Below are 13,004 nucleotides of genomic sequence, written 5' to 3' on the forward strand. Positions count from 1 at the left end.
TCAAGATGGAAGTACGGTATATGGAACGATTGAGTGTGTCTAGAGCCACACCCGATCCCATGGGCGGTCCCGGAGCCGGGCGGAACGGGCAGGTCAAAGTCCTGCTGCACAGGGGGCGGAACCTCGGCGACACGCTTCGCAGCCCGCGCTGCTTCGGCAAGTTGGTGACGATGCTGCGGCGTGAAGGAGCGGACGCGGTCCGGCGGGGCCGGCCCTGAACCGGCCGCTGGAAGATCCCGATTGCTGATCACGGGCTATTGCGCCCCAACGTGACGCTGCGCCAACTCGCCCCACTCTTCGGCGTCTCGAAGTCCGCGGCGGACCACACCGTCAACCGCCTTGCCCCGCTGCCCGCGCGCCTCGGCGGCACGTTCGTCACGCGGAGGGTCGCACGCAAGGAGGAAGGATGGCCGGCGACACCACCATGACCGAGTACCCCTCCGCACCCCGCACGAGCCGCGACCGCCAGGCAGAGCCTGCGCCGTCGAACGGCGACGCACCCAGTCCTCCAGCGCGGCCCGCTGGGCATCAGTCCATGACAACGCCGGAATCTTCCGACCCGGACGGCTCACTGCCCAACCAGCGACAAGTCTCCGACTCAGGCCATTGGACGTCTTGTATTAGGTACAGCGGTTCGTTATTTTGAACGCAGTCCCTGGTGGGCTCACTCGTATCTGTGCCTCACCGGCGAGACCCGGAAGCACGACCGGACTGGATAGGAGCAGGCATGCCCAACGCCGTGTTGGTGGACGTTGTTCGATCTCCCATGGGACGGGGTAAGCCGGATGGGGCCCTCGCTCCGGTGCATCCGGTGGAGCTCCTGGCACAGGTCCTGCAGACTCTGGTTTCACGCACCGGAATCGACCCCGGGGACGTGGACGACGTGATCATGGGCTGCGTCGGCCAGGTGGGAGAGCAGGCGGCCACACCGGGAAGGATGGCCTGGCTGTCCGCTGGTTTCCCGATCTCGGTTCCGTCGACGACGGTTGAGCGCCGCTGCGGTTCGGGTCAGCAGGCGATCGACTTTGCCGTTCAGGGCGTGATGGCGGGTGCCTACGACATCGTCATAGCGGGCGGAGTCGAGTCGATGAGCCATGTCCCGATCGGCAGTCACCGGTTGGGGCGCGACCCGGAAGGGCCCGGCGTGCACGCCCGTTTCCCGGGCCTGGTGCCCCAGGGGGTAGCGGCCGAACTGATCGCTGACAAGTATGGCTTCTCACGCACGGACCTGGATGAGCTGAGCGCCGAGTCGCATGTACGTGCGGATCGAGCCAGGTCTGCGGGGCTCTTCGAGCCGTACATCGTGCCGATCACCAGGCCGGACGGTGCGGTCGTGGAGACCGATGAAGGGATCCGGCCCGGCACCACGGTGGACAAGCTGGCCGGGCTGAGGCCGGCGTTCGCCTCGGACGAGATGCGAGCGACCTTTCCCGCGCTTGACTGGAAGATCACAGCGGGCAACTCGTCCCAGGTCACCGACGGGGCCGGAGCAGTCTTGATCATGAGCGAGGAGCGCGCCAGCCAGCTTGGTCTCCAGCCCCGTGCCCGGGTAGTCGCCTCCAGCGTCACTGGAAGCGACCCGGTACTGATGCTGACCGGGGTCATTCCCGCAACGCACAAGGTCCTGGCCCGGTCGAAGATGTCGATCGACACCATGGACCAGGTCGAGGTCAACGAGGCGTTCGCGCCCGTGCCGCTGGCCTGGCTTTCCGAGTTCTCGATCGACCGGGGCCGTCTCAACAGTCTCGGCGGAGCGATAGCGCTTGGCCATCCGCTCGGGGCCTCTGGGATCCGGCTGCTGTCCTCCCTCCTCGCCAGCCTGGAGGCAGAGGGCGGCCGCTACGGTCTGCAGACCCTGTGCGAGGCCGGAGGCATGGCAAACGCGATGATCATCGAGAGGCTCTGACCAGCCTCGCAGCGAGGCAGGAGCCGTCTGGCTCCTGTCCGCAGCAGGCGTTGGTGACAGGCCGTCTTTGGTGGAAGAGGCGGGAGCGTGTGGCCCGGCAGCGGGCGGGGGCAGCGCGATCCGGCAGGCCACCGCCTTGCTTCGTCTACTGCTCGGAAAGCGAACGAGCCGTTTCCAGCACACTGCGGGCGAGGTCGTCCTCCCGCACTTTCATTCTGTCCGCCGGACCCACGAGTCCGATCGCCAATGTGACATCGGAATCACCGAGAATGAGCGGGCTGGCCAGGCCGTAGAGCCCGGGGACCGACTCTTCACGGTTGAAGGCGATTCGCGTTTCTCGAATCTTCTCCAGTTCGTCCAAAATCCTGGCCCGCTCGCGGGCGTCCTCATGCTTGCGCCGCAGGTAGGTGTCCCGTCTGCGCGGTTCCATGAAGGCGAGGAATACCTTTCCGTAACTGGTGGGCCAGAGCGGACGCCGAACGTTCAACTCGGGCGATGCCCTGATCAACTGGTTCGACTCGACGACGTCAATATTGGTCACAGACTCCCCGACCAGAGTGGCGAGTATTGCGCTCTCATTCCAATCGGCGCGCAGTTGTTCGAGTGCACGGTGGTAGTGAGCCGGAATCCGTTGTCTGCCTGATGTCAGCAAGGAAATCGCGGGCCCCTGGTAATAGCGACCCTGATCCTCGCGAAGATACCCAGTCGTAACCAGCCCCCTGGCAAGTCCATGTATCGACGACTTCGGGGCGCGAACCAGATCGGAAAGGTCACCCAGTCGAAGCCCTTGAGGTTCGTTGGCGACCACCACTTCCAGGATGGCCATCACCCGGCTGACTGTGCGATGCTCCGGCGTGCGCACAGCACCATTCTCATCACTAAACGCCACCCTGGGCACCTGCTCTTCACTCTCCTCGTACCATTCCGGCAAGAGCGGCGCTGCGACCAGTCGTGCGGAATCCGAATTTCTTTATTTTCCGTTTCAGGTCCGTGGTCGCGTCCGCTGCAAGTCTTGGGCCTGCCCAGCTCACACGTCGATTCGACTGTTTTGCGAGTCATCAACCAGCGGTATTATAGCTGAGGCTTCCTCCAGTTGCGGAGGGAGGTGACAGGAGATCAGGTGCTTCCATGTATGCCACCTTCGCTCTGGAGCCGCAGATCAAGCGGCCGACCATCGGGCCGGCCGTGCCGCTAAAAACTCTGCGCGGCTGGATCCGGCAGGCCGCGCCAATGCCGATGCGGGAGCGTGGCGACCGGCCCACGACCTTCAAGCGCGGGGAGCTCGCGGCGTTGCGGAAGCAGAACGCCCAGCTCAAGCGAACGAGGTGCTGCTGTGGACGGCGCCGGCGTTTTCTTCGCGATGCACATCGGCCCGATTCGAATCGACGCGCGACAGGGTCGTGACGCGGAGCCGACCGAACAGATCCACAAGATCGACACGGCCATATCCACGACTGGCCTCGCGCGCATGCCGTCATCAAACGACGAAGACGTCGCAGTGGGTCACAACTGGGGTTCAACTGGGGTCGAGCATCTGAGGAGACTCCGAACCGGTTGTCGGGACCCGACCTCACGGTGATCGCTTACCAGTGAGGAACCGCTGTTGCTGTCCACGATCCGTGCTGCGTTCTTGCACCGAGTCCCGGGCTGGGAGGCATCCGCCTCGCGCGGACGCCGACTGGTCTCACCCCCGAGTACGCCCTCGCCGGCCGGAGGCCGAGCCGGCGGGTCTTGGTGCCGGAGCACGCCGCACCTCTTGCGGTGCGGCGTGCTCCGGCACTTGCTGTTGAGGGCGGGAAGACGTCCGACAGGGAACGCCTGCGGTTGTCACGGATGAGACGCCGCCGCGGTGTCGGCGGCGATGATGCGTTCGGCTTGCCGGATCAGCGGCCCGTCGACCATCCGACCGTCGACTTTCACGACGCCTCCGGACGCACCGGCCTCGAGTATCCTTCTCGCCCACGCGACCTGTTCCCGGCCCGGCCGGAAGACTTCTCTGACGATGCGGATCTGGTCAGGATGTATGCACGCCTTGCCGGTGAATCCAGTCGCGACGGCTTCTGCTGTCTCGGCACGGAGCCCTGCGCTGTCCTTGATGTCCAGGTAGACGGCATCAAGCACTTCGGCGTCGGCAGCACGTGCGGCGAGAAACACCTGGGCCCGAGCGGTTCGTGCCAGGTCGTAGTACTGGCCGCCCTGGTCGCGACTGGCCCGGCCCCCGGCCGAGGCGACCAGATCCTCGGCGCCCCACATGAGGCCCCATACGGCAGGGTGCTGCGCGAGCCGCGGCGCTGAGACGACCCCTCGCGGCGTCTCGCAGAGAGCCACCACCTCATAACCTTCCAGGGCTTCGAGGTCGTCGAGTTCTTCGGCCTTGGGCAGCATGACGCGTGTCACGGCGGTCTGCTTCAGTGCGGCCAGATCCGCCGCGTGATCCTCGGTGCCGGCGGCGTTGATACGGACGACGACCCGCTCGGCATCGAACGCCGTCTCCAGCAGGCTCTGCCGGGCCGCGGGCTTGCGATCCGGCGAAACAGCGTCCTCGAGATCGAGAATGACGACGTCCGCGCGATCCAGAGCCTTTGCATAACGGTCGGGCCGATCGGCGGGACAGAAAAGCCACGCCGGCCCTGCAGGGAACCTCATGCCGCTTGACCTGCCTTCCACATCAAGGAGACCCGCTGGACCACGGCCACCACCTCGCCCCGCTGATTACGCGCGATATGGCGGAAAGTGACGATCCCCTGTCCCGGCCGACTGCGTGAGTGGCGTTTGTCCAGGACGAGGGTCTCGCCGTAGATCGTGTCACCGCTCAGCACTGGCCTCGGGAAGGAGATGTCGGAGAACCCCAGGTTGGCGACGAGCGTCCGCTGGGTGAGGTGCCCGACCGAGAGTCCCACGAGAACGGACATCGTCAGCAGACTGTTGATCAGACGTTCCCCGAATTCGCTCTCGGCGGCGAAGTGGGCGTCGAGATGCAGGGCCTGCGGGTTCATGGTCATCGTGGAGAACGCAGTGTTGTCCGCCTCGCTCAGCGTGCGTCCCGGCGAGTGCCGGTAGGTCACGCCGACCTCGAGTTCGTCGAACCACAGGCCGCGCTGCTCGACCAGCCGCTCTGTTCTTTGCTCCATCAGTCCTGCTCCTCCGATGCTGATCGACTCCACGGGCGACGCCGTATGACTGGGAGGGACACCCAGACGGGCGAAGGGTCATGAGAGCGATGCGTTCGTGGCACCTCGAAGGCGAGGGCGGTTCACGCTTCGGTGGCCAGTCCGTCCCCGTGGGGCGGCCACACCGTGGCCCCACGATCGCATACGACATGTCGAATCATCAACCTTAAATATGAACGCCACAGCATGCGTGCAGCACTCTTGACGGGCACACCTTGTTCGAATTACGGTATGGCCGTACGTCATCCTGAACATTCAGGGTTTGAGACCCCTGGGGGGCACTGAGCGCGTCAACCCGAGCTGGGCACAGGATCACGGCGGAAGGACACCACGCATGTCATCCACCATCGATGAACGCCTTGCCGGGTTCGCGGCCGGCAGTGATGTCCGTACTGTCCCCAGCGGGTCGGACGGGAAGACCGCGGTGGCCGTACTCGGGGCGGTGCGAGTGTCCGTGGCGGGGGAGTCCGGCCGACTCGGTGCGCCCCGGCAAGCCGGTCTCGCCGTCCTCGACGCGATCGACGCCACAACGGGAACCGGTGTCCCCGGCCGCACCGGTGAACGCCCCTTGGAGCTCGGCGAGTTGCTCCCGGACTCACAGCGGACGAGGTCCGAGACAAGTCCCCGCCTCGCACCCTGCAAGCCGTCCCGACCCAGCCCAAGGAGGAGAGAGCACTGTGCGCAAGGCGACTTCTACTCGCTCGAACGAGAACAGGCCGACACTCCCCCAGCCGATGACCGCGCTTCGTCATCGCACGCCCGAGTACCGGACCTACGCCGGTGGGAACGCGCTCGACGACCTCTCGCGGGAACTGACGCGTAACGGTGCGCAGGCGGTGTTCCTCGTGAGCACCGGCTCGCTCGCTCGCAACGAGCGGGTGTTCTCACGGGTCACCGACGCGATCGGGGACCGACTGGCCGCGACGTTCGACGGCGTCCAGCAGCACAGCCCGATCGAGGTGGTCAAGGCCGTGCGCGACCAGATGCTCGAGGTGGGCGCAGACGCTGTCGTCGTACTCGGCGGAGGATCGGCGATCGTGACGGCCCGGGCGGCCTCGGTCCTGGCCGGCGAACGCAGGCCGATCAGCGACCTGGCCACGCGCCGCGGCGCGGACGGGCGGGTGGTCAACCCGAAGATGCCGGCGCCCAAGCTGCCTCAGTGGATCGTGGCGAGCACCCCGACGACGGCCTACGCCAAGTCGGGGGCGGCCATGCGGGACACCACGACCGGTGACCGGGTCGCCGTCTACGACCCCAAGGCCAGGGCCCGGGGCGTCTTCTTCGACCCTGACGTCATCGCAACCGCGCCCGCTTCGTTGGTCCGGTCCGCCGCGCTCAACGCGCTGTCGATGGCGGTTGAGGGTCTCCTCGCCACCGGTGACGACCCCCTGGCCGAGGCGCTGCTCGCCCAGGGGGCCAAGGAGCTGGTCACCTTCCTGCCGCAGGTGTGCGACGGCGGCACCGATGGCCATGCGCGCTCGCGGGTCATGATGGGAGCGCTACTCGCAGGTCAGGGCAGTGACTTCGCCGGCGGCGGGCTCGCACTCGCCCTGTCGCATGCCATCGGTCCTCGATCCGCCTCACCGAACGGCGTTGTGGAGGCGGTGCTCCTGCCCCACACCCTTCGCTTCACCGCCGCGGCTGTCCCGGATCGTGTGCCGGTCGTGGCCGCCGCTCTCGGTGCGCCCAGCACCACCTCGGCCGAGGGCGTGAGCGACATCCTGCAGGAGTTCCTCGGTCGGCTCGGACTGAAGGTACGGCTGCAGGACCAGGGGGTGGATGAGGCCTCGCTCGACGAGGCCATCGCGCATGCCGCCGGCGACTGGGCGATCTCCCCGCGTATCCCGCGCCAGGCCGATGCCGGGCAACTGCGCGCCATCGTCACCGACGCCTGGTGACGAAGCCCGGGTGACGAGGGGCTCGGGGAAGGTGACACCGGCGCATTCGGCCCCGTGCCGACGCGCGCCCTGCCGGTGCACTTCGTTTCGATGGCCCACTCCCGGGCCAGGTCTGGACAGCCGCGTTCACCGTACTGGTCAGCGCGGCGTCACGCCCCATTGTTCGTAATGATGTACAGGTAAGCGACAATCCGAACAGGAGAATCATGGTTGACACGGCCGATCGCGACATGGAGGCCTTCCGGCGGCAGCTGGCCGAAGCACTTCCCGCTGCCAACATCCCGACTCTGATCCTTCTCCTGCACCAGTTCACCGGCGACGACCGTTGGATCGCCGCGCCGTACACCCCCCAGCGCAGTCGCGGCCTGGACGACAACGACTCGGGCGGCCTTCCGCCCGAGATCCAGGACGAGGTCCGAGCTGCCGCGCTGGAGGCGATCAGCGCCTGGCGGAGCGGCGTTCCCATCGCGAAGCCCAACCTGTCCGACGAGGACCTCATCCGCATGATGAGCGTCTCCGAGGCCGAACCCATTCCCGCGGATTACGCCGAGGTCATGCTGGACAAGCTCCAGCGCTATTCCGGGGCGGCGCCGGCTCCTCTCTCGGTGCCTGAGGGCTTCCGTGTGCTGATCATCGGGGCCGGAATGTCGGGCATCGCCGCCGCGATCAAACTCCGGCAGGCCGGAGTCCCCTACGTCATCGTCGAGAAGCAGGACGAGTTCGGTGGCGTGTGGCAGTCGCATCACTATCCCGGCTGCGGTGTCGACACCCCCGGTCACCTCTACTCGTACAGCTTCGCGTCGAACGATTGGTCCATGTACTTCCCCCTGCAGGAGGAGATTCAGAGCTACTTCAGCAGGGTCGCCAAGGAATGGGGAGTCACGGACGAGATCCACTTCGGCACCGAGTGCCTGAGTACGCGCTTCGATGAAGCGACCCACATGTGGTCGTCGCGTCTGCGGCTGCCCGACGGCACGGAGGAGACGCTGGTCACCAATGTGGTCATCAGTGCTGTCGGGACTTTCACCACTCCGAAGTGGCCGGCGATTCCCGGACTGAAGGAGTTCGACGGCCCTGTGGTGCACACGGCTCAGTGGGACGAGAGCGTGGATCTCAAGGACAAGCGGGTCGCCGTGATCGGAAACGGTGCGAGTGCCATGCAACTCGTGCCCGCGATCGCCGACACGGTGAGCTCACTTACCGTGTTCCAGCGCTCGAAGCAGTGGGCCGCTCCCTTCCCGAAGTACCACAAGCCGGTTCCCGAGTCCGTGCGGTTCCTCTTCCAGGAAGTGCCGCAGTACGAGTGGCTGTACCGGCTGCGCATGAGCTGGATCTTCGACAGCAAGGTGTACGCCTCCCTGCTGAAGGATCCTGAATGGGAGCACCCGGAGCGTTCGGTCAACGCCATCAACGACGGCCATCGGCGCTTTTTCAGCCGTTACATCAAGGAGCAGCTCGGAGATCGCCAGGACCTGGTCGACAAGGTCACCCCCGAGTTCCCTCCTTACGGCAAGCGCATCCTGCTCGACAACGGCTGGTACCGGACCCTGACCAAGCCGCATGTCACCCTGGTCGACGCAGCCGTGGACCGGGTCGAGGGCAACTGGGTTCACAGCGTGGGCGGCGAGGCGCACGAGGTCGACGTTCTCATCGTGGCCACGGGATACGACGTGGCGCGCTACCTCTCACCCGTGGAGGTCGTCGGCCGAGGCGGCGTGACGGTCCGTGAGGCCTGGGACGATGACGACTCCCGCGCCTACTTGGGCACCGTCATACCTGAGTTCCCGAACTTCTTCATGCTCTATGGGCCCAACACCCAGCTCGGGCACGGCGGAAGCTTCATCTTCATCGTCGAATGCCAGATCGACTACGTGCTCCGCGTGCTGCGCCACATGAGCGAGAACTCTCTGTGTGAGGCCGAGTGCCGCCGTGAGGTGTACGACGCCTACAACGAAAAGATCCAAGGAATGCACCAGAAAATGATCTGGAGCCATCCCGGCATGTCGACATATTTCCGCAACTCACGAGGGCGCATCGTCACCCAGAATCCATGGAGGCTGGTGGATTTCTGGAAGCTCACCAGGGAGGCCGACATAGCCGGTGACTTTGACACCGTCGGCGCGGAAGCTGATCGGCGCTGAACCCTGCGCAGTCACCCATCACGTTCTGCAGAACCAGACACTCAGCGAAACGCAGCATCGGAGGCCCGCAATGTCAACAGCGACTGTCGCATCGCATGATAAGGAGTGCATAGGGGGTCATGCCACATGGCTGGCAGATCTCCGCATCCTGTGCGTCGGGTCGTCCACAGTCCTCCAGATCGCGTCGGGAGTCCTGAAGGACTTCGGTGCCCGCGTCCAGTACCTCACCTCTCCCGCCGAGGAAGATCTGCTGGAGGCAACCGGCAGCGATATCGTACTCGTCGACCGGATCGAGTCCGCATCCCCGGTGAACGGCCTCGCGGGCAATACTGAGGAATACGTGAGGTTCGTCGAGCGAACGAACACAGCGGTGTGGGTGACCGCAAGCGCCTACGGTCTGCAGACGAGCCGGGCGGACGCGGTCGGATCCGAGCTCACGGTACTCGCGTCGGGCGGAATTCTGGGCCACTCCAGGGATGCTGATGGAGTTCCCACGCTGCCGGCCGGCAGTATCGCACTGAAGCTCGTCGGCATCACCATGGCGATGTCCGCCCTGCACGGCCTGCACAAATTCAGGGAACGCACATCTCCAGTCCATGTCGATCTCTCTGCCCAGGCGGCAGTCATATCGACCGGACTGTGCCTTGAGATGGCACACGCGCTGGCACGCTGCGCGAACGAAGGCGGCAGTTCGCGGTATGGCGCACCCACGGGGTTCTTCGCATGCCGCGACGGCGCGATCTGCATCGTGGTGCTGGAGCAGCATCAATGGGCAGCCCTGCGGACGTGTCTCGCTCCTGCGCTCGATGACATCCCGACCCTCGAGGACGCCCGTCGTCGGGCCGGGGAAGTGAATGATGCCGTGGCTTCCTGGGTCGCCACACGGTCGACCGTCGAGTGCGAGCGGATCCTGCAGCGCGCCGGAGTCCCCTGCACGGCCGTGAATCCGGTGGGCACGTTTCTCCAGCGAGCGCAGGAGGCGGGGCGGTCACTGAGCCTGGAATCCGACAGTCCCACGCTTCCCGCCGTGGTCAGGGAAGGACAGGCGGGGGACGACGCCGGGGTGGAGGAGGGGGCGATCCTCCTGCGGTCTCTTCGCGTTCTCGACGCCGGTCATGTTCTCGCCGTGCCCCTGGCCACCGCGTGGCTCGGTGCGATGGGCGCCCAGGTGACCAAGCTGGAAGACCCTGATCGGCTCGATGTCTACCGGCGCCGCGGTCCTTTCGTGCCGGGCGGCAGCGGTCCCAACCGGAGCGCCTACTTCAACCAGGTCAACTACTGCAAGCAGTCTTTGGACGTGCGCGTGGATTCGTCGGGCTCCTCGCTCGACACAGCGCCGTATCACGTCATCGTCCACAACCTCAGTCCGCGGCGGGCCGCAGCGGTCGGGGTGGGCGGCGCCGACGCGCTCGCCACCGCCGGCCCCCGACTGTCGATCGCCTCCAGCGGCTTCGGCGGCACGGGCGAATGGGCCGGTTACCGGGCCTATGGCCACAACATTCATGCTTTTGGCGGCCTCGTGGCGGCGACCCGGGACGCCGAGGGCAACATGGCCGACGTCGGAACGCCGTGGGCGGACCCGCTCACCGGGGCCGTGGTCGCCACCTGGGTGCTCGCTTGGTCGCTGGCGGGCCGGCGGAACCGGAACACGGCTGTGGACCTTTCGATGGCCGAGATCATGGCGGCCCAGCTGAGGGATCTCATGGGCGTCGACCCGGAAGACTACTACCGGCCCTCCGGTATCGGAGGTGACTTCTTCCTCCGGTCGGAGCGCGGGGGCGGGATGGTCGCTGTGACGCTGAGGAGTCGCGGAGAGGTGGCACGCTTCGAAGAGCTGACGGGTGTGACGTTCTCGCCGCCCGCGTCACGCGGTGGGCTGGTCGCCGAGGAGGTGCTGGGCTCGCTCAGGGGTCTGGATGCGCTGCACTTGGCGGACAAGTTGAGGACGGCCGGTCTCGCGGCCGCCGCGGTACAGACCGCACGCGACTTGGCCGCCGACGAGTTCATTCGCTCGACAGGGCTCTTCCAGCAGGTGCAGAGCAAGGCGCTCGGTCCCTACGACGTGACGGGCCTGCCGTGGGCGATGGTGGGAGAGGCTCGGGCACCTCTCACGGCCGCCCCGGAACGGCCATAGGCGGAGCGCGGGCCGCAAGACCCCAGAGCATGGTGAAGCGACAGTTCACCATGCTCTGGCCATGGAGGCCATCGACTGCCCGAAGAGCGTGGCGAGGCGGTGGTGGTGCATCAGGCCAGGCGGTCATGTCCCGCGGGGTGGTGTAGTCACGACAGCTGTTTCGGTTCCGGTTGTGGGGTGATCTGTGGTTCGGGTTCGGCTGGCTTGGCGGTGAAGAGCTCGGCCATGGAGGCTTCCGACAGGTAGCGGCGGTCGAAGACCTGCCACTCGTCGTGGAGTTCGGCCAGCACCGCGGTGGCGAGCCGTTCCAGGGCGGCGGGGCTGGGAAAGACCTGGACGACGTCGGCCCGCCGTTTGATCTCCCGGTTCAGCCGCTCCAGCGGGTTGATCGACCAGATCTTCTTCCAGTGCGCCGGCGGGAAGTCGGCGAACGCGGTGATATCGGTTGCCGCATCCAGCGGCATCGTCTTGACCTGCGGGAACTGCCGTCCGAGCATGTCGACGACCACGTTCAGCTGGGTGCGGACCTGCTCGCCGGTGGTCTGCGCGAAGATGGTGCGGATGGTGGCGGCGACCATCTCCCCATAGCCCCTCTCGATCACCGAGAACACGTCCCGGACGAAGTGAAGCCGTAAAGAATCAACCCGTTGCTTTCATAGGACAAGATCGTTGCTCTGGTATGAGCTTCGCCGACGACGTTCTGGATCAGCTTGCGCTGCGGTTCCAGGTCGTCTTGCCGCATCTGAACGAGCGTCAGCGGCGTCTGATGCTGGCCCAGGAGGCGCGACTGCTCGGACACGGTGGGGTACGCGCGGTGGCGCGGGTGGCCGGGGTAAGCGAGAGCACGGTCCGTAACGGGGTGTTCGAGCTGGAGGCCGGTGGGGATCCACTACCGGACGGCTGCGTCCGGCGCCCCGGGGGTGGCCGCAAGCCCGCCGAGGAACAAGATCCTTCCCTGGTTCCCGCGTTGCTGAAGCTGATGGAGCCGGACGAGCGGGGCGATCCGATGTCGCCGCTGCGCTGGACCACCAAGTCCCTGCACAACCTCGCCGAGGAGCTGACCAGGCAGGGACACCCGGTCTCCGCTCCGACCGTCGGCCGGCTGCTGAAAGGGCAGGGCTTCAGCCTTCAGGCCAGCGCCAAGACGCTGGAGGGCAAGCAACACCCCGACCGGGACGCACAGTTCAGCTGCATCAACGAGCAAGTCAAGCAGCACCAGTCCGGCGGCCAGCCGGTCATCAGCATCGACGCCAAGAAGAAGGAACAGCTGGGACAGCTGCCGAACCCCGGACGGCAATGGCGCCCCGCCGGCGATCCGGTGCAGGTGGAGGACCACAGCTTCTACTTCATCGGCCCCGACGTCGACGTGGCGATACCCTTCGGCATCTACGACCTGGCCCACGACAGCGGCTGGGTGAACGTCGGCACCGATCACGACACCTCGGTGTTCGCCGTCGAGTCGATCCGCCGCTGGTGGCAGGGCCGTGGCCGGGTGGATTACCCGGATGCCGACAGGTTGTTGATCACCGCGGACTGCGGAGGGTCCAACAGCTACCGCTACCGCTTGTGGAGGGCCGAACTCGCCGCGTTCGCCGCCCAGATGGGCCTCACGGTGAGCGTCTGTCACTTTCCGCCGGGCACTCAATGCCGTTGCTTGAGTTACTGACGTTGTCACCGTGATGTCGTCAACGTGAGCCCTGTTTCAGCAAGGCATCCGTCGATGAGGTTGCTGTGGTACTGGATCTGGCGGAGACC

General features: G+C 66.0%; 8 protein-coding genes and 4 pseudogenes. 7 read left to right on the top strand and 5 right to left on the bottom strand.

The window, feature by feature from the left end; all coding sequences use genetic code 11:
- Positions 1-101: 101 nt before the first annotated feature.
- Together ACWC2T_RS39360 and ACWC2T_RS39365 are read left to right on the top strand one after the other, a co-directional pair.
- Positions 102-356: pseudogene (locus tag ACWC2T_RS39360) on the top strand (hypothetical protein); the annotation flags it as partial.
- Between the two features lie 371 nt (positions 357-727).
- Positions 728-1,906: a thiolase family protein gene (locus tag ACWC2T_RS39365; protein ID WP_450675127.1), complete on the top strand. Its 1,179-nt coding sequence runs from the start codon at positions 728-730 to the stop codon at positions 1,904-1,906.
- A gap of 145 nt (positions 1,907-2,051) precedes the next feature.
- On the opposite strand, the gene ACWC2T_RS39370 is transcribed toward ACWC2T_RS39365, so the two are convergent.
- On the bottom strand, positions 2,052-2,768 hold the full coding sequence (locus ACWC2T_RS39370; protein ID WP_450675128.1) for an IclR family transcriptional regulator: 717 nt from the start codon (positions 2,766-2,768) through the stop codon (positions 2,052-2,054).
- 266 nt (positions 2,769-3,034) lie between these two features.
- Between ACWC2T_RS39370 and ACWC2T_RS39375 the strand changes: the two genes are divergently transcribed.
- On the top strand, positions 3,035-3,310 hold the full coding sequence (locus ACWC2T_RS39375; protein ID WP_450675129.1) for a hypothetical protein: 276 nt from the start codon (positions 3,035-3,037) through the stop codon (positions 3,308-3,310).
- Positions 3,311-3,733: 423 nt separating this feature from the next.
- On the opposite strand, the gene ACWC2T_RS39380 is transcribed toward ACWC2T_RS39375, so the two are convergent.
- Both ACWC2T_RS39380 and ACWC2T_RS39385 read right to left on the bottom strand, forming a co-directional pair.
- Complete coding sequence (locus ACWC2T_RS39380; protein ID WP_450675130.1) at positions 3,734-4,552, bottom strand: HpcH/HpaI aldolase/citrate lyase family protein; 819 nt, start codon at positions 4,550-4,552, stop codon at positions 3,734-3,736.
- A complete protein-coding gene (locus tag ACWC2T_RS39385; protein ID WP_450675131.1) occupies positions 4,549-5,037 on the bottom strand; it encodes a MaoC family dehydratase in 489 nt (162 codons plus the stop codon). The genes ACWC2T_RS39380 and ACWC2T_RS39385 overlap by 4 nt, the downstream gene beginning before the upstream one ends.
- Before the next feature lie 773 nt (positions 5,038-5,810).
- Here ACWC2T_RS39385 and ACWC2T_RS39390 point away from each other — a divergent pair.
- From ACWC2T_RS39390 to ACWC2T_RS39400, 3 genes are all read left to right on the top strand, one after another.
- Positions 5,811-6,974: an iron-containing alcohol dehydrogenase family protein gene (locus tag ACWC2T_RS39390; protein ID WP_450675132.1), complete on the top strand. Its 1,164-nt coding sequence runs from the start codon at positions 5,811-5,813 to the stop codon at positions 6,972-6,974.
- A gap of 206 nt (positions 6,975-7,180) precedes the next feature.
- A complete protein-coding gene (locus ACWC2T_RS39395; RefSeq protein ID WP_450675133.1) occupies positions 7,181-9,115 on the top strand; it encodes a flavin-containing monooxygenase in 1,935 nt (644 codons plus the stop codon).
- A gap of 70 nt (positions 9,116-9,185) precedes the next feature.
- Entirely contained in the window at positions 9,186-11,249 is a 2,064-nt protein-coding gene (locus tag ACWC2T_RS39400; RefSeq protein WP_450675134.1) for a CoA transferase, read from the top strand.
- A gap of 146 nt (positions 11,250-11,395) precedes the next feature.
- Here the strand turns inward: ACWC2T_RS39400 and ACWC2T_RS39405 are convergent.
- A pseudogene (locus ACWC2T_RS39405) lies at positions 11,396-11,881 on the bottom strand (transposase); the annotation flags it as partial.
- A 47-nt stretch (positions 11,882-11,928) separates the two neighbouring features.
- Here ACWC2T_RS39405 and ACWC2T_RS39410 point away from each other — a divergent pair.
- Positions 11,929-12,891 (top strand): annotated as a pseudogene (locus ACWC2T_RS39410) (ISAzo13 family transposase); the annotation flags it as partial.
- 29 nt (positions 12,892-12,920) lie between these two features.
- Here ACWC2T_RS39410 and ACWC2T_RS39415 read toward each other — a convergent pair.
- Positions 12,921-13,004 (bottom strand): annotated as a pseudogene (locus tag ACWC2T_RS39415) (transposase); the annotation flags it as partial.

The sequence above is a fragment of the Streptomyces sp. NPDC001393 genome (assembly GCF_053597455.1).